The 16,492-nt window shown below is 69.8% G+C and carries 18 protein-coding genes; 9 read left to right on the top strand and 9 right to left on the bottom strand.

The window, feature by feature from the left end:
• On the bottom strand, positions 1-1,203 hold a 1,203-nt coding region (locus tag AC1DXV_RS20615; protein ID WP_477935273.1), incomplete at its 3' end, for a Y-family DNA polymerase.
• A 17-nt stretch (positions 1,204-1,220) separates the two neighbouring features.
• Positions 1,221-2,027: a translesion DNA synthesis-associated protein ImuA gene (gene imuA / locus AC1DXV_RS20610; RefSeq protein WP_477935271.1), complete on the bottom strand. Its 807-nt coding sequence runs from the start codon at positions 2,025-2,027 to the stop codon at positions 1,221-1,223.
• A gap of 132 nt (positions 2,028-2,159) precedes the next feature.
• On the opposite strand from imuA, the gene AC1DXV_RS20605 reads away from it, so the two are divergent.
• Positions 2,160-3,134, top strand: a complete 975-nt coding sequence (locus AC1DXV_RS20605; RefSeq protein WP_477935269.1) for a bifunctional helix-turn-helix transcriptional regulator/GNAT family N-acetyltransferase — start codon at positions 2,160-2,162, stop codon at positions 3,132-3,134.
• The gene (locus AC1DXV_RS20600) at positions 3,131-3,505 is read left to right on the top strand and encodes a YchJ family protein (protein WP_477867342.1); all 375 of its coding nucleotides are present in this window, start codon (positions 3,131-3,133) and stop codon (positions 3,503-3,505) included. The genes AC1DXV_RS20605 and AC1DXV_RS20600 overlap by 4 nt, the downstream gene beginning before the upstream one ends.
• On the opposite strand, the gene AC1DXV_RS20595 is transcribed toward AC1DXV_RS20600, so the two are convergent.
• The 3 genes from AC1DXV_RS20595 to AC1DXV_RS20585 all read right to left on the bottom strand — a co-directional run bounded on the left by AC1DXV_RS20595 (position 3,506) and on the right by AC1DXV_RS20585 (position 5,535).
• Positions 3,506-4,036, bottom strand: a complete 531-nt coding sequence (locus tag AC1DXV_RS20595) for a hypothetical protein (protein WP_477867340.1) — start codon at positions 4,034-4,036, stop codon at positions 3,506-3,508.
• A gap of 135 nt (positions 4,037-4,171) precedes the next feature.
• Entirely contained in the window at positions 4,172-5,248 is a 1,077-nt protein-coding gene (locus AC1DXV_RS20590) for a WD40/YVTN/BNR-like repeat-containing protein (protein ID WP_477867338.1), read from the bottom strand.
• A gap of 17 nt (positions 5,249-5,265) precedes the next feature.
• A complete protein-coding gene (locus AC1DXV_RS20585) occupies positions 5,266-5,535 on the bottom strand; it encodes a MoaD/ThiS family protein (RefSeq protein WP_477867336.1) in 270 nt (89 codons plus the stop codon).
• Between the two features lie 44 nt (positions 5,536-5,579).
• On the opposite strand from AC1DXV_RS20585, the gene rarD reads away from it, so the two are divergent.
• The 5 genes from rarD to AC1DXV_RS20560 all read left to right on the top strand — a co-directional run bounded on the left by rarD (position 5,580) and on the right by AC1DXV_RS20560 (position 11,205).
• Entirely contained in the window at positions 5,580-6,455 is an 876-nt protein-coding gene (gene rarD, locus AC1DXV_RS20580) for an EamA family transporter RarD (RefSeq protein WP_477867334.1), read from the top strand.
• Positions 6,456-6,493: 38 nt separating this feature from the next.
• The gene (locus AC1DXV_RS20575) at positions 6,494-7,663 is read left to right on the top strand and encodes a hypothetical protein (RefSeq protein WP_477867332.1); all 1,170 of its coding nucleotides are present in this window, start codon (positions 6,494-6,496) and stop codon (positions 7,661-7,663) included.
• Between the two features lie 412 nt (positions 7,664-8,075).
• On the top strand, positions 8,076-8,747 hold the full coding sequence (locus tag AC1DXV_RS20570; protein WP_477867330.1) for a chitosanase: 672 nt from the start codon (positions 8,076-8,078) through the stop codon (positions 8,745-8,747).
• Positions 8,748-8,815: 68 nt separating this feature from the next.
• Positions 8,816-9,700 carry an alpha/beta hydrolase gene (locus AC1DXV_RS20565; protein ID WP_477935266.1) on the top strand — a complete coding sequence of 295 codons (885 nt, stop codon included), beginning with the start codon at positions 8,816-8,818 and terminating at the stop codon, positions 9,698-9,700.
• 80 nt (positions 9,701-9,780) lie between these two features.
• Positions 9,781-11,205, top strand: coding sequence for a hypothetical protein (locus AC1DXV_RS20560; protein WP_477868867.1), 1,425 nt, complete (start codon positions 9,781-9,783; stop codon positions 11,203-11,205).
• A gap of 11 nt (positions 11,206-11,216) precedes the next feature.
• On the opposite strand, the gene AC1DXV_RS20555 is transcribed toward AC1DXV_RS20560, so the two are convergent.
• From AC1DXV_RS20555 to AC1DXV_RS20540, 4 genes are all read right to left on the bottom strand, one after another.
• Positions 11,217-11,792: a DUF3501 family protein gene (locus AC1DXV_RS20555; RefSeq protein WP_477868865.1), complete on the bottom strand. Its 576-nt coding sequence runs from the start codon at positions 11,790-11,792 to the stop codon at positions 11,217-11,219.
• Between the two features lie 13 nt (positions 11,793-11,805).
• Entirely contained in the window at positions 11,806-13,152 is a 1,347-nt protein-coding gene (locus AC1DXV_RS20550; RefSeq protein WP_477868863.1) for a (Fe-S)-binding protein, read from the bottom strand.
• A gap of 7 nt (positions 13,153-13,159) precedes the next feature.
• The gene (locus AC1DXV_RS20545; protein ID WP_073468527.1) at positions 13,160-13,579 is read right to left on the bottom strand and encodes a rubrerythrin family protein; all 420 of its coding nucleotides are present in this window, start codon (positions 13,577-13,579) and stop codon (positions 13,160-13,162) included.
• A gap of 159 nt (positions 13,580-13,738) precedes the next feature.
• Positions 13,739-14,605: an alpha/beta hydrolase gene (locus AC1DXV_RS20540; RefSeq protein WP_477935264.1), complete on the bottom strand. Its 867-nt coding sequence runs from the start codon at positions 14,603-14,605 to the stop codon at positions 13,739-13,741.
• Between the two features lie 145 nt (positions 14,606-14,750).
• On the opposite strand from AC1DXV_RS20540, the gene AC1DXV_RS20535 reads away from it, so the two are divergent.
• Entirely contained in the window at positions 14,751-15,242 is a 492-nt protein-coding gene (locus tag AC1DXV_RS20535) for a pilin (protein ID WP_477935262.1), read from the top strand.
• 326 nt (positions 15,243-15,568) lie between these two features.
• The coding region (locus AC1DXV_RS20530) for an ExeA family protein (RefSeq protein ID WP_477935260.1) at positions 15,569-16,492 on the top strand (924 nt) is incomplete at its 3' end.

Raw genomic sequence — 16,492 nt, 5'->3', positions numbered from 1 at the left:
GTCGAGCGCCGCCGCGCACACGCGGCTCGCGCGCTCGGGCCGGTGGTCCTGCACCGGCAGCACGCGCTGCACCCGCTCGCGGCCGAGCCGCGCCTGCAGCCGCTCGAGCAGGCGCGTGAGCCCTTCGTGCTCGCTGCGCGGGGTCGGGAACAGCTCGGCATTCGGCGGCGGCTGGCGCGCGATGTCGCTGGCGCGCAGCACGAGCTCCAGCGTCGGCGCCGGCAAGGCCAGCTGCGACAACCGCTCGCGCAGCAGCGCCATCAGGTGCTTCGCATCGCGCGACGGCTCGGCCAGCGCGATCTCCAGCGTCGTGTGCTGCGGCGTCCGGTCATCGCGCCGCCAGCGCGGCTCGTGCTTCATCTGCAGGCTGAAGCGGCGCACGAAGGCATGCTGCGCCGCGAGCCACGCCACCAGCCGCGACAGCAGCACCTGCACGCCGTGCATCACCTGCTCGGTGGTGTCGGCCCGTGCGAACAACTCGAGCGCGCTGTCGAAACTCGCCGGCAGCGCGATCGAGGTGCGTGGATCGGGGCGCCGGCCGAGCGCGCCATCGAGCTCGGCCAGCAGCGCCTCGCCGAAGCGCCGCGCCAGCCCGGCGCGCGGCAGGCTGCGCAGGTCGCCCAATGTGTTCAGGCCCATGCCCTGCAGCGCCTCCCAGTGCTCGCGGCCCGGGCCGAGCAGCCAGACCGGCGCGGCATCGAGCGCGCGCTGCAGCGCCCCGGCATCGGCGCAGTGCAGGCCGTCGGCATGGCGCGCCAGCAGCGCCGAGCCCTGCGCCGTCGGCGTGCTGACGCAGTGCAGCGCATGGCCGAGCGGCTGCAGCGCCTCGCGCAGCCGCTGCAGCAGCGCGTCGCGCCCGCCGAAATAGCGCAGGCTGGCCTCGACCTCCAGCAGCACGCCCTGCGGCGGGCTGAAGCTGACTGCCGGCGTGAACGCCAGCGCCGCATGCGCCACGCTCGTGAGCGCCTGCCGGTCGCGCAGCGCATCGGCCTGGCCGATCAGCAGCTGCGGCGCGAGCGCCAGYGCGGTCGCCCGCTTCAGCCCCGGCTTGACGCCCAGCGCCTGCGCGCCCGCATTGGCATGGGCAATGCGGTGCGCCTCGACCAGCGCGACGGGCGGCTCGCTGCCATCGCTGACCGCCGGGAGCGTCGCCAGGAAGGATTCCAGCGACAGCAGCGGCAGGTGAAGACCGATCCAGAGCATCGCGTGCCCATGGGAGATCAGGCGAGGTTGACGAAGGTCGCCGCGCGCAGCGGCGGCACGGCGGCCGCGGCCTGGACCGTCTGCGCCGCCAGCTCGCRCGCCTTGCGCGTGGCGCTGGCGGACAGCACCGGCGGCAGCTCGAGCCGCAGTTCATGGGCGAGCGGCGGGCCGCGGCGCTTCAGCACGCGCACGCTCAAGGCATCGGCGCCGCCGGCACGCAGCGCGAGGCGCAGCGGCGCCGGGCTGGCCTGCTGYTGCACCGCCATCTCGCGCAACACGAAGGCCGGGCCGTCGTGCGCATGGGCGGCCACCTGCAGGCGGCGCAGCCGCTCGGCGCGCAAGCGGGGCGGCAGCCAGGCCAGCACCGCACCGACATGCCCGCTGTGCAGCGCCTGCTCCAGCGCCCACAGCCGCGCATCGACACCGGCTTCGTGCGGCCGGCCGTCGACCCCGGGGATGCCTTGCGTGCCGGTGTCGATCACCAGCAGCTGCTCGGCATCCAGCCCCATCTGCATCAGCGCCCAGGCCGACAGCGCCGCCGGTGGATCGAACAGCATCACCAGCCGGCCGGCCCGCTGCGTGGCAGCAAGGCAAGGGGCCAGCAGGCGGATCTCGCCGAGGCCCGGGTGCGGCAGCAGCAGCTCGCTGAGCGCACGCCGCGGCCAACCGCCGCCGGGCAGCTGGGCATCGAGCGCCGCGAAGCCGCTGGGCAGGGCACGCTCGACGCCGCGCCCCATCTGGTTGGCACGCCACACGCTGGTGTGCAGCCGCTCGGGCAGCGGCGAGCGGGCGGAAGAGGCGAAGGAGGCGGAGGCGGGAGGCATGGCAACTACTGTATGCACATCCAGTATATCGATCCACTTGAAAACGGGGTCATGGCGTTACAAGTCTGTCTGAAGCAGCCTTTGGCACATTTATGATTGCTTTTGGCAATCAACTCCGGCAGCATGGCGGCCATGCCTGATGCCTTGCCCGCCTCCGATCCGAGCCACCGTGTTGCCGCGGTGCGTGCCTTCAACCGCTTCTACACGCGCCGCATCGGCGTGCTGCACGAAGGCCTGGTCGACAGCGGCTTCACGCTGACCGAATCGCGGCTGCTGTGGGAGTTCGCGCACCAGGCGCAACCGACCGCCGGTGAACTCGCGCGCTCGCTGGATCTCGACCCCGGCTACCTGAGCCGCCTGCTGCGCGGCCTGCGCGAACGCGGGCTGATCGAGGCGACGCCGTCGGCCAGCGATGCGCGGCAATCGCACCTGTCGCTCACCGCGGCCGGCCGCGCCGCCTTCGCGCCGCTCGACAGCGGCTCGCAGCAGCAGGTGCAGGCGCTGCTGACGGCGCTGGACGAGGCGTCGCAGCAGCAGTTGCTGCAGGCGATGGGCACGCTGCAGCGCCTGCTCGACGACGCCCCGGCGCGCCGCACGCGCGATCCCTACCTGCTGCGACCGCACCGCCCGGGCGACATCGGCTGGGTGATCGCACGCCATGGCGCGCTGTATGCGCAGGAGTACCGCTGGGACATCGGCTTCGAGGCGCGGGTGGCGCGCATCGCCGCGGCCTTCATCGAGCATTTCGACCCCGCGCGCGAGGCTTGCTGGATCGCCGAGCGCGACGGCGCGAACGTCGGCTGCGTGTTCCTCGTGCAGGCACGCGACGAGGCGACGCAGGCGGTGCAGGACGGCGTGGCCCGGCTGCGCATGCTGCTGGTCGAGCCGTCGGCGCGCGGGCTGGGCCTGGGGCGCCGGCTGGTGCAGGAGTGCGAGCGCTTCGCGCGCCAGGCCGGCTACCGCCGCATCACGCTGTGGACGAATGCGAACCTGCTGGCCGCGCGCGGCATCTACGCGGCAGCAGGCTATCGGCTGGCCGCGAGYGAACCGCACCACAGTTTCGGGMACGATCTGGTCGGAGAAACCTGGAACCTTGATCTGACATGACCTGCCCCTGCGGCCTGCCCCACCCCTATGCCGACTGCTGCGGCCGCTACCACGCCGGAGCGCTGCACCTGCAGGCGCCCGATGCGCCGTCGCTGATGCGATCGCGCTACAGCGCCTTCGTCAACGGCTTGCCGGACTACCTGTTGGCAACCTGGCACGCGAGCACGCGGCCCGCCACGCTGGAGCCCGATCCACCGGGCCTGCGCTGGCTCGGGCTGGACGTGCGCGGGCATGCTTCACAGGATGCCGACCATGCGACGGTGGAGTTCGTCGCCCGCAGCAAGCTCGGCGGCCGCGCGCAGCGGTTGCACGAGACGAGCCGCTTCGTGCGCGAGGACGGCCGCTGGTTCTATCTCGACGGCGAATTCTGACTACGCGAATTCCTGCCGCACCGCCGCCGACATCAGCCGGCGGATGATCCACCCGAGCAGCCCGCAGGCGCCGAGCGTCACCAGCACCGCCATCACGCGCGCCGCGGTCACGAAGCCGCCGAACACGCCGAGCGCCTTGGGCGGCAGCGTCGCGGTGCTCAGCGTGCTGTCGACCACCGACTGCATCACCTCCTGCTGCAGCCACAGGCCGAGCAGGTTCGCGACGATCGCCAGCAGCAGCAGCGCGATGAAGGTGCGGCGCGCCCAGTTCAGGCGCAGCAGCAGCCCGACGGCCGACACCAGCGTCGCCAGCGACATCACGAGCCCGGCATTGACCACCCACGGCAGGTGTCCGATCAGCAGCCCGAACAGGCCGCTGACCTGCAGGCCGTCGCTGCGGAATCCACCCGACACCAGCATCGCGTTCTGCAGCAGCGCCGAGGCACAGGCCAACGCGCCGATCAGCATGAACACCCACGCGGTCGCGGTGACGAAAATCGAACGGGCTCCGACAGTGATGGTGGTGGGCATGGCGCTTCCTCGACAGCGTCGATTGTCCGGAGCGCGGGCGGCCTTGTCATGCGCTGCGGCACGCGCCCCCCCAGGATCGAGGGGACGGTGCGCCATCATCTGTGCACATCGCGCCACAAGGTGTCAGCCGATGTATCAACCGAAGCGCAACGCGTACACCGGCGGCAGCTGGGCCGGCAGCGCCGCCCACCGGTCGCCGCTGTCGTCGCTGCTCCACACATGGCCGGTCGTGCTGCCCATCAGCAGGCTGCGGCCGTCGGGCGATACGTCGAGCCCGTGGCGGTACAGCAGGTCGTAGCAGTGCTGCTGCGGCAGCCCGCTGCGCAGCGTCTCGAAGCTCGCGCCGCCGTCGCGCGTGCGGTTGACCACCAGCGCCCCGCCGACCGGCACGCGCTGCTGGTCGGCCACGCCGGGCACGAACCAGGCCGTCTGCGCGTCGCCGGGGTGCACCGCGACCGCGAAGCCGAAGTCCGACAGCGGCGCGCTCGTCACCTGCTGCCACGAGGCCGACGCATCGGTCGAGCGCCAGATGCCGTTGTGGTGCTGGGTCCAGAGCACGTCCGGCTGCGCGGCGCAGCGCACGATGCGGTGCGGATCCTGCGTGTTCGGCGAGCCGGCCTGCTCCGGCGGCATGTAGGCGGCGCGCATGCCGTCGGCCTGCAGCTGCCAGTTCGCGCCGTCGTCGCGCGTGACCCAGGCGCCGCCGCAGCTGATGCCCAGCACCAGGTCGCCGGCGCGCCGGGGATGCGGGCAGATCGAATGGATGCCGGGCACGTCGTAGCCGCCGCCGAACCATTCGGCACGCTCCGGCCGTTGCCACAGCGAATCGACCAGCTGCCATGAGTCGCCGCCATCGCCGCTGCGGAACAGCCCGCCCGGCAGCGTGCCGAGCCACAGCGTGCCGTGGTCGCGCTCCAGCGACCACACCTGGACCACCTTCCACGGTACGCCGGTCGCGTCGGCCGGCTGGGGCGGAAAGGCCGGCGCCGCCACTTCATGCCAACTGGCGCCCTGGTCATCCGACGCATGCAGCTTGACGCCGAAGTGCCCCAGGTTCAGCGCGGCCAGCATGCGGCCCTCCGGGCCGGGCGGCAGCAGCATCGACACCGGCTCGCCGAGGAAGCTGGTGCGGGCGATGTGCCAGGCGCCGCCGTGGCCGCGCTGCAGTTCGAACAATCCCTTGCGGGTGGCGGCCCAGGCACGATCCTGCATCTGCAACTCCTCGAGGTTCAACCGCCGGACAGGGCCTGCATCACGTGGACCCGGCTGTCCGGCCACAATGCATCGGCCAGCGCGACGCGGTCGTCGCTGCGCACGCCGTCGACGAAGGCGACCACGTTCGGCCGCAGGTGGCCCTGCTCGTCGAGCACATAGCCGCGCAGGCGCGGGTGCGCGGCGAACACCGCGTCGAGCGCGTCGCGCAGGCTGCCGGCCTCGACGTCGAGTTCGGGCGTCTCGATGAAGCGGCGCAGCTGCTGCGTGAACACGACGTGGGCCATGGGGCGCGATGATGCCCGCAGCGGCCAGCCGCGACAATCCGTGGATGAACTACGGACCGCTGTACGCCGCCCTCGCCTTCGCCCTGTGGGGCATCTTCCCGCTGTTCTTCCGCCGGCTCGCGATGCTGCCGGCCGGCGAGGTGCTCGCGCACCGCATCGTCTGGTCGCTGGTCTTCGTGCTGATCGTGCTGGGCGTGCGCCGCCAGTGGGGCTGGCTGCGGCCGCTGCTGGGCCAGCCGCGCGTGCTGGGCGCGTTCGCCGCGAGCGCGCTGCTGCTGGCGGTGAACTGGCTGACCTACATCTGGTCGGTCAACAACGGCCACGTGATCGACGCGAGCCTCGGCTACTTCATCACGCCGCTCGTCAACGTGCTGCTCGGCTACACGGTGCTGCACGAGCGCCCGCGGCGCGGCCAATGGATCGCCCTCGCACTGGCGACGGCCGGCGTGGTGTGGCTGACGGTGCAGGCCGGCCAGCTGCCATGGATCGCGCTGGTGCTGGCCGCGAGCTTCGGCAGCTACGGCCTGCTGCGCAAGGTGGCCGTGCTCGGCCCGCTGGAGGGGCTCACGCTGGAGGCGATGCTGCTCGCGCCGCTGGCCGTGACCGCGCTGCTGTTCTGGCAGGTGCAGGGCACCGGGCAGTTCCCGTTGCCCGACACCGCGACCAACCTGTGGCTGCTGGCCGCCGGGCCGATCACCGCGGTGCCGCTGCTGCTGTTCGCCGCCGGCGCACGCCGCATCTCGATGACGACGCTCGGGCTGATGCAGTACATCGGCCCGACGATCCAGTTCGGGCTCGGCGTGTGGCTGTTCGGCGAGCCGTTCGGCGGTGCGCGGCTGGCCGGCTTCGGCTTCATCTGGGGGGCGCTGGCGGTGTACAGCCTGGAAGGGTGGTGGGCGGTGCGGAGCCGGCGTGGCTGATGCGTGGAACTTGCGGGGGCTGCGTGCCACATAGAAGCATGGCCGTCCAACAGAAACGTTCGCGTTCACCCACCCCTCCGGGAAATTCCCGTTCCGCCAAAAGGCTTCGCCTCACCAAGACTCGCGCCGACTTCGCCGAGCTGCTCGCCCGACAGAAAGGCGTCGTATCGTGGAAGCTTTCGGACGACAACGGCCGGCACTCAGGTTCCGACTTCGGCTCGCTGGCCGGCTTGGTCAACGGTTCGTCTTCGATACGAGAGCTTCAGTTGGAATGGGATGACGGAAAAGCCGGATCCAAGAGCCTGTCGGTGCTGGAGGAATTGAAAACCTGCAGCGAACTGAAGTCGCTGTCGCTCCATCTCGAGATCGAAAATGACCCGGACGTCGCCGACGCGCTGGCCCGCAGCCTGTGCTGCATGCATGACCTCGAGCAGCTCAGCCTGGGCGGCTTCGTCGGCGAGGAGGCCTTCTCTCCGTTGACGACTGCGCTTCCTGCAAGGCTGCGAGACCTCAGGCTGCACCACAGTACTCCCGAGGCGCACGCATGCCTGGTCGAGCACCTGTTCACCACACCGCTGCCTCATCTGGAGTGCCTGCATCTGCAATGCGGCGAGAAGCTGCACGATGTGGACGCACTGGAAATCTGGGCCCGCCTGGGCCAGGCCCTGGTGGCATGGATCCCATCGGCGCCCTCGCTGTGCGAGCTGAGCTATCCAGCCGAGGTCCGGTGGTATGTCGCCGCCCATCCACTGCGTGGCACGCTGGCCAAGAGCCCTTCGCTGCACGCCTTGAGCTTTGCGCCGGATCACCGCAACCGCCAGTACGAGGACGTCGACGACATTCTGAGACTGGTGAATTCGCGGCTCGACAAGAACCTCGCCCGGCTGCTCGACCATCCCTGCGAGTTCTTCGATCCGGTCTGCAGCGCCTTCATGGGCCATGTCCTCGGGACCGGTGACCTGGCCCCCCATGACATCGCGCGCCATGTCCAGTCCTTCGTGATGGGCAACAACACGCCGCGAGATCGCTGGCGTGCGATGGCACTGTTGTTCGTCTGCAAGGCGTTCTACAAGGTCACCCACGGGAGGGAGGCCGTCGTCCGGCTTCTGCGAAACCAGAATGACGCAAGACGTGTCATCGAACAGCAGTACGGCATCGTCACCGGCCAGACGGTGCATCGCCTGCAAGGGAAACTGATGGGAGTCTGAAGCCCGCCCGTCCCACGGGTTGCAGCTGGTCACAACCCGGCGGCGCTTCGGCAACAGCGCGGGGCCAGAATGGAAACGATTCCATCGGAGCCCTTCCACCATGAACCGTCGACTCCACCTTGCCCTGCTGTCGTTGAGCGTCGTCCTGTCCGCTTGCGGCGGCGGCTCGGACGACGAATCGTCCCCGCCGGCGTCGGGCGCTCCGCCGGCACCCGCGCCAGTTCCAGCACCGTCCCCCGCACCAGCGCCGGCCCCTTCGCCGGCACCTGCACCAGCGCCCTCTCCGGCACCGGCACCGGCACCGGCTCCTGCCCCCGCTCCTGCGCCAGCCCCAGCCCCAGCCCCAGCCCCAGCGCCCGCGCCGGCCCCGTCGTCGACCGACCTGACCGATGCCCGCAAGAAGGACATCGCGATGCAGATCGTCTCCAGCGCCGAGAACTCGTCGCTGAACTGGAAGGCGCAGTACGCCTACATCCAGGACATCAACGATGGCCGCGGCTACACCGGCGGCATCATCGGCTTCTGCTCGGGCACCAGCGACATGCTGGAAGTGGTGCAGGACTACACCCAGCGCTCGCCGAACAACGTGCTGGCCAAGTACCTGCCGGCGCTCAAGAAGGTGAACGGCAGCGATTCGCACGCCGGCCTCGACCCGACCTTCACCGGCGACTGGAAGACGGCCGCTGCCGACGTGATCTTCCAGCAGTCCCAGGACAGCGTGCGCGACGACACCTACTTCAACCCGGCCGTCAGCCAGGCCAGGACCGACGGGCTGCGCGCGCTCGGCCAGTTCGCCTACTACGACGCGATCGTGATGCACGGCCCGGGCAACAACGGCGTCAGCTTCGGCGGCATCCGCAAGAGCGCGATGGCGAAAGCCAGGACCCCGGCGCAGGGCGGCGACGAGACGACCTACCTGAACGCCTTCCTCGATGCCCGCGTGGCCGCGATGAAGACCGAAGAGGCCCACAGCGACACCACCCGCGTCGACACCGCGCAGCGCGTCTGGCTGAAGGCCGGCAACTTCGACCTGAACACGCCGCTGAACTGGAAGGTCTACGGCGACAGCTTCAGCATCAAGTAGCGCCTGACCGGGCCGGAAAGCCCGAGCGGCGCCGTCGCCTGCCGGCGGCGTGGCAACATCGTTGCCCGATGCGCCCGTTGTCTTTCCGCCGCTGGTACCGCCCGGCCGCCCTCGTGGCCGGCCTGGTGCTGCTGCTCGGCCTGCAACTCGGTTGCGCGACGCTCGACGAGCGCCAGCGCGCCTGGATCTTCCAGCCCGGCGACCGCGTCTGGTATGGCGGGGCCTCGGCCGCACAGGGCATGGACGATGCCTGGATCGACTACCGCTCCAGCGCGGCCGAATCCCGCGGCCAGGCGGTCCGCCTGCACGGCCTGTGGCTGCCGCAGGACGATGCCTCGGCGCCGGTGCTGCTCTACCTGCACGGCGCCCGCTTCGACGTGCGCACCAGCGCATCGCGGATGCGGCGCATGCATGAGCTGGGTTTCTCTGTGCTCGCCATCGACTACCGAGGCTTCGGCCGCAGCAGCGCCGGCCTGCCGTCGCAGGAGCTGGCCGCCGAGGACGCCCATGCCGCGTGGGACTGGCTGGCAACGCAGCGCCCGCAGGCGCGCCGCTTCATCTTCGGCCACTCGCTGGGCGGCGCGATCGCGGTGCAGCTCGCCGCCGAGGTGCGCGACGAAGCCGGCCTGATCGTCGAAGGCAGCTTCACGTCGATCGCCGACGTGGTGTCGACCTTCCGCTGGGGCTGGCTGCCGGTCGGGCCGCTGATCACGCAGCGCTTCGACGCCGCCTCGCGCATCGCCGAGGTCGGCTCACCGGTGCTGGTGGTGCACGGCAGCGACGACACGCTGATCCGGCCGGCGCTCGGCCGCGCGCTGTTCGAGCGGGCCCGCGAGCCGAAGCGCTTCCTGCTGGTCGACGGCGCCTCGCACCACAGCACCAACGACCTGGGGCAGCCGCAGTACCGCGAGGCGGTGGCGGAACTGTTCGGCATCGGCAGGCCGCAGCACTGACGGGAACACCAGTCTGGAACCCCGGCAGGGTGAACTGCCACTCACCGGCGTTCCCACTTCGCGCCGTCGCCCCGCCCACCATGAAACGCGTACGCCCTGCATCTGATCTGCGGCACCAGGAGCCTGCCAACAGGAACCCGGCCCTCGAAACCGAGTTGAGGCAGTGCGTCCAGTTCGACGGGCAGTCGCAGACCCATCAAGACATCTGGTGGCTGGCCGCCTGCCAGCCTTCCGCGACCTTTGCGCAGACATCGGAAGGCCTCGACCACATCGCCCTCCTCCGGGAATGCGACAACCAGCACTGGGTGCTCAACTTCGGGCACATCGCCACGCTGTTCGGCGTGACCGCGCTGACCGACGAGATCGTGTGCCCCAGCCCTGAGCTGATTGCTCATCTGCTCTGCACCTGCCCGCAGATCGTCGACATGACGCTCGAGGAATTCTGTGCCGATGGCGGGCACATCCCCGGCCTGGAAGCGGCGTTGTCGGGCACGCGCCATCTGCGCAGCTTCGACCTCCACCCGGAGGACGTGGACCCCGGCGTCAGCCTGGGCATCGTGCGCGGATTGCGCTCACACCACCACCTGACATCGTGGCGCCACTGGACCGACGACGACCCGGACGCCATCGTCCCCGAGCTGGCGCAGACCCTGTCCGGCATGCAGAACCTGCAATGCCTGGACCTGTGCATCGACGCGTCATGGAACGCCGGGCACTTCCAGCAGATCGCGCGCAAGCTCGCGCACATGCCGGCCCTGCAGGATCTCAGGCTCTCGCTGGCGGCAGGCTGCGATCTTTCGCGTTTCTTCCAGGCACTGTCGACGGCCGGCCGTGCCGCACCTCTGGCAAGACTGAAGGTGGGCATCGACCATGCATCCGACGACGCGAGCCGCGACACCGCGGTCGCGCTGATCCGGGGGATCGCCACGTTGCCAAGGCTGATGTCGCTGCACGCGTCCCACCATGTGCTCGAGGCGATGGACCTGAAGCTGCTGATCGACGCCATCCGACGGAATGGTGCCTTCGACACCCTCACGTCCCTGGACGCCTTCGGCAGGGGGCATCCGGTCCAGTTTCCCGATGACCTGACCGCCGCACTGCACACCAACCGAAACCGCTTCGACCTCGCCCCGGTCGGCATGGTGGGCCCCGCCTGCAGCGCATTCGTCAATCTCGTCCTGGCCCAGCACGACTTCGCACCTGTGTCGGAGCTCGGCCCCGTGGTCGCCAGTCATCTGGTGGGCCAGGCCGCCGCGCCCGATCTGCGGGACTGCCAGGGGCTGCTGCGCGTGTCGAAGAAGGTCTGGGAGGCCACACGCGACATGCGACACCAGGCCCTGCGTCAATTGCTGAAAGTTTCACCGACAACACCAGGCATGGCGCTGCACAGGATCCACCTGGCCCTGCTCGCCCAGGAACTCGATGTCCTCAGCCCCGAAGAAACGCATCCGCTGGTCGAATTGCACGGCGACTGGCTGCTGCAGCACCGATCGCTCCGGCAGTGAAGCCGCACGGCCTACCGCAGATCTCCCGCCAGCGACGCCAGCGTCTCCGGGCTGATCGCCACATGCGCCGGGTAGTGCGTGTGGTCGCAGCCCAGCTTGCAGGCCGCGCCGGCGCGCAGCGCCTCGCGCGCGGCGGGCGGAAACTCGAAGCGCAGGAAATGCACCGCCGAGGTCTTCTCGTCGGTCTCGCGGTCGAGGTCTTCGTCGGCGATCGCGTAGACGCGCGGCTGCCCCTCGACCTCGACGAACATGCGGTCCTCGATGCCGATCAGCCGCGCCAGCTCGCGGCGGCGCTCGTGCACGTCGGGGTACTCGATCAGCATCGTCGCCTTCCAGTTGCCGCCGTCGGGCAGCAGCGGCGCGTAGGCCTCGATCTCGCCCTGGATGCCGGCCTCGTCGAAGATCTTCTCGATGTGCAGCATCTCCTGTATCTGGCGGCGGATCGTCTGCTCGTCCTCGAACTGCACGGTGACGTGCTCGCCCAGCGCCACCGAGCGCCGCCGCCGGTGCGCGATGAAATCGGCGCGCTGCGCGGTGCGGATCTTCGCGTAGGCCTCCAGCGTCAGCAGGCTGTCCTTGGTGATCATCTCGGTGGCCCCCTCAGAGTCCGTAGGCGATGCGCACCAGGCTCAGCGGGTGCGCGAGCTTCGACGCCGGCGCGCCTTGCTGCGCCATGCCCTGCGCGATGTGGTGCCCGGCCAGCGCGCAATCGGAGCTGATGTAGTCCGGCCCGCCGGTCGCCATCGCCTTGAACACCGGCCGGCCGATCTTCATCGCGACCGGGTGGGTCGGCGTCTTCACGCCATAGGTGCCGGCATGCCCCGAGCAGCGCTCCACGGTGTTGAGCTGCACCGTCACCGCCTGGCCGATCAGCTTCAGCACCTCCTCGGTCTTCCTGCCGATCTTCTGCACCCGGCCGTGGCAGGGGATGTGGTAGCTCACCTTGCCGAGCGGCTGCTTGAAGTCGGTCTTCAGCAGGCCGTCCTTGTGGCGCGCCATCAGGTACTCGAACGGGTCGAACATCGCTTCCTGCACGCGCTTCACGTCCGCGTCGTCGGGAAACATCAGCGGCAGCTCCTGCTTGAACATCAGCGTGCAGCTCGGGATCGCGCTCAGGATCGCGAAGCCTTCCTTCGCGTAGCGCGCGAGCACCGGCACGTTGGCCTCCTTGTGCCGCGCCACCGCATCGAGGTCGCCGAGCTCCAGCTTCGGCATGCCGCAGCACGACTCCTTCTCGACGATCTCGTACGGGATGTCGTTGTGCGCCAGCACCTTGAGCAGGTCATGGCCGATGCCGGGCTCGTTGTAGTTGACGTAGCAGGTCGCGAAGATCGCCACCTTGCCGGGCGTGCGCTCGCCGTTCGTCACGGTGCTGGCCGCGCCGCGCTGCTTTGCGCTCCAGCGGAAGCGGCTCGTGGCGAGATCGGGCAGCCAGGCCTCGGGGTGCACATGCAGCGTGGCGTCGAGCAACTTGCGCATCGGCTTCGTGCGGTTCAGCGCATTCGCCACCTGCACCACCACCGGGATGCCGGCGAACTGGCCGTGCACGTCGGTCGAGGCAAGGAAACGCTCGCCGGCGCCGACCTCGCCCTTCTTGAACTTGATCGCCTTGGCGCGCAGCATCGTGTGCGGGAAGTCCAGGTTCCACGGGTGCGGCGGAACGTACGGGCACTTCGTCATGTAGCAGAGGTCGCACAGGTAGCACTGGTCGACCACCTTCCAGTAGTCCGTCTTCGCGACGCCGTCGACCTCGTGGGTCGAACTCCCGTCGACCAGGTCGAACAGCGTCGGGAACGACTGGCACAGGCTCACGCAGCGCCTGCAGCCATGGCAGATGTCGAAGATGCGCTCCATCTCATGGAGGCACGCCCCCTCGTCGTAGAACGAGGGGTTCTTCCAGTCGACCGGATGGCGTGTGGGCGCTTCGAGGTTCCCTTCGCGGGTCATGCTGTTGTCAATCGACCAGGGCGTCCAGTGCCTTCTGGTATCGATTGGCGTGCGAGCGCTCGGCTTTTGCCAAGGTCTCGAACCAGTCGGCGATCTCGTCGAAGCCTTCGGTGCGCGCCTGGCGCGCCATGCCCGGGTACATGTCGGTGTACTCGTGCGTCTCGCCGGCCACCGCGGCCAGCAGGTTCTGCCGGCTCGAGCCGATCGGCAACCCGGTCGCCGGGTCGCCCACCACCTCCAGGAACTCGAGGTGGCCGTGCGCATGGCCGGTCTCACCCTCGGCGGTGGAGCGGAACAGCGCCGCCACGTCGTTCTGCCCTTCGATGTCGGCCTTGTTCGCGAAATAGAGGTAGCGGCGGTTGGCCTGCGACTCGCCGGCAAACGCGTCCTTCAGGTTCTGCTCGGTCTTCGATCCTTTCAATCCCATGGCGCTCTCCAGCTAGTGAATGAAGTGGACGCCGAACCGTAGCGCGAGCACCGGCGCGCGGCAAATACAAAGCTTCAATGCAGTGCATAGCAGGCCGCTATGTTTTCCGCGGGTAAACGAGGACAGAAAAAACGCGAGGACGGAAATTCGCCGACCCGATCACCCCAACCCGAGCAGCTGGCGCGCCAGGTGGTTGAGCCGCCCGCCCGGCGACGCCAGGTCGTGCAGCACGGTGAAGTGGTTGGTGCCGGGGATGCGCTCGCACACCGGCACCGCGCGCTCGCCCCAGGCGATGCGGATCGCGTCGTTCTGCAGCAGGAATTCCTCGCTCTCGTCGGCCCCGACGACAGCGCACAGCACGCCGTTCGGTGCCGGCATCGCCACCGGGCTCAGCTTCGCGGCCAGCGCCGGCGTGAGCCGCAGGTCGTCCGCGAGGAAGGGCGCGCGCCGCACCGGCTCCAGGTCGAACACGCCGCTCACCGCCAGCGCGCCGCGCACCAGGTGCGGCGGCAGGTCGATCCCCACCTGGGGCCATTCGCAGTTCAGCAGCATCGCCGCCAGGTGGCCGCCGGCCGAGTGCCCGGCCACGATGATGCGCAGCGGGTCACCGCCGTACAGCGCCGCGTTGCGCCACACCCAGGCCAGCGCCTTGACCATCTGCAGCGCGATGAAATCGATGCCCACCGACGCCCCCCGCGTGCCGGGGCACAACGCGTAGTTCGGCACCACGACCATCGCGCCGGCATGCACGAAGGTCGGCGCGAGGAAGGAATGCTGGGACTTGTCCAGCGAGCGCCACCAGCCGCCGTGGATGAACACCAGCACCGGCGCGCCGGCGCGTGCGGCCGGGAAGATGTCGAGCGTCTCGTTCGGCCCGTCGCCGTACGGCACGTCGATGCGCCGCGACAGCCCGTCGCGCGACAGCGCCGACGCACGCGCCCACCGCTCGAAGATCGCCGGGTGCTCCGGGTGGCGGGCCCGGTTGTCGTATTGACGGTCGAGGCGGTCGGGGTCGAATCGGACCATGCAGTCTCCGCGGTGCCGGCACAGGGGCGCCGGATGGGGGCGTTTCTAACCCGCCCGCCGCCGCAGGGCAAGCCGCGCAGGTCACCGATCGAAACCGATGCAGCCCCCGCGCCACGGCAGAATGCGCCATCGCTACGAGGCCCGCATGCACGCACGCTCCCACCGCCCTTCCCGCGGATTCACGCTGATCGAGCTGATGGTCGTGGTGGCCGTCATCGCCATCCTCGCCACACTGGCAGTGCCCAACATGCAGGGCCGGCTGGTGCGCGGGCAACTGGTCGATGCGGTCAAGCTGGCCGACATCGCCAAGGCGCCGGTGRCCGCCGCCTGGGCCACCACCAAGACGCTGCCGCTGGACAACGCCGCCGCCGGGCTGCCGGCGAGCGACAAGATCGTCAGCACGCTGGTGAGTTCGGTGGCGGTCGAATCGGGCGCGATCCAGATCACCTTCGGCAACCAGGCCAACGGCGCGATCCGCGGCAAGACGCTGACGCTGCGCCCGGCCGTCGTCGAGGACGCCCCGGTCGTGCCGGTCTCGTGGGTCTGCGGCCATGCGCCGGTGCCGGCCAAGATGACGGTCAAGGGCCTCGACAAGACCGATGTGCCGACCAACTTCCTGCCGGTGAACTGCCGCTGAGCGCGGGCCTCGAACCCTGGCACGAAGATCGCTTTATTGAGCTTGCCTGGCCGGAAAACCCGCGCCAGGCGGTCGTTCCCGCGGTTTCGGGGCGATCCGGAAACATGGAGTTCACATGATTGACAAACAACGTCACCGTTCCCCGGCCCCGCACGGCTTCCTGCCGAACTGGGTGCTGGTCGTGCTCGCGACCGGCGCGATGGCCCTGGTGGGCTTCGCCCACTCTTTCGTCTAGTCACCCGGGGTTGGGCAGCCGCGCTGTGCGGGCTGCCGGCGGATAGACTGCGCGAGGCCGCACCGGCCGCTCGCACCGTCACCCCGCCCCCATGTACGCGCCATTCTTCGGGCTCAAGCAGGAGCCCTTCTCGATCGCCCCGGATCCGCGCTACCTGTTCATGAGCGAGCGGCACCGCGAGGCGCTCGCCCACCTGCTGTACGGTGTGCGCGGCGGCGGCGGCTTCGTGCTGCTGACCGGCGAGATCGGGGCCGGCAAGACCACCGTCTGCCGCTGCTTCCTCGAGCAGATCCCCAAGCGCTGCAACGTCGCCTACATCTTCAATCCGAAGCTGACGGTCCTCGAGCTGCTGAAGACGGTGTGCGAGGAATTCCGCATCCCGTACCAGCACCAGGGCGCGGGCGCGCCGACCGTCAAGGACTACCTCGACCCGCTGAACGACTTCCTGCTGCGCACGCACGCGATCGGCCTGAACAACGTGCTGATCATCGACGAGGCGCAGAACCTGTCGCCCGACGTGCTGGAGCAGCTGCGCCTGCTGACCAACCTCGAGACCACCGAGCGCAAGCTGCTGCAGATCATCCTGATCGGCCAGCCGGAGCTGCGCGACATGCTGGCGCGGCCGCAGCTCGAGCAGCTTGCGCAGCGCGTGATCGCCCGCTACCACCTGAAGGCGCTGAGCGAGAAGGAAACCTCGCAGTACATCCGCCACCGCATGGCCGTGGCCGGCATGCGCACCGCGCTGCCCTTCGACCGGCCGGCGCGCCACCGCATCTTCCAGCTCTCGCGCGGCGTGCCGCGACGCATCAACCTGCTGTGCGACCGCGCGCTGCTGGGCGCCTACGGGCAGGGCCAGCCGCGGGTCGACGAAGGCATCGTCGAGAAGGCGGCGGCCGAGGTGTTCGGCTCGGCGCACGACGACGACGCGACGCTGCCGGCCGCCTCGCGCTTCGCGCACGCGGGGCGCTGGGGGCTGGGTGCGGCCGGCGCCGCGGCGCTGCTGGGCATGGTGGCA

The organism is Rhizobacter sp. P3_C12 (assembly GCF_056402735.1).
The sequence above is the reverse complement of the archived record's forward strand: the minus strand, read 5'-3'. Positions and strand labels throughout refer to the sequence as shown.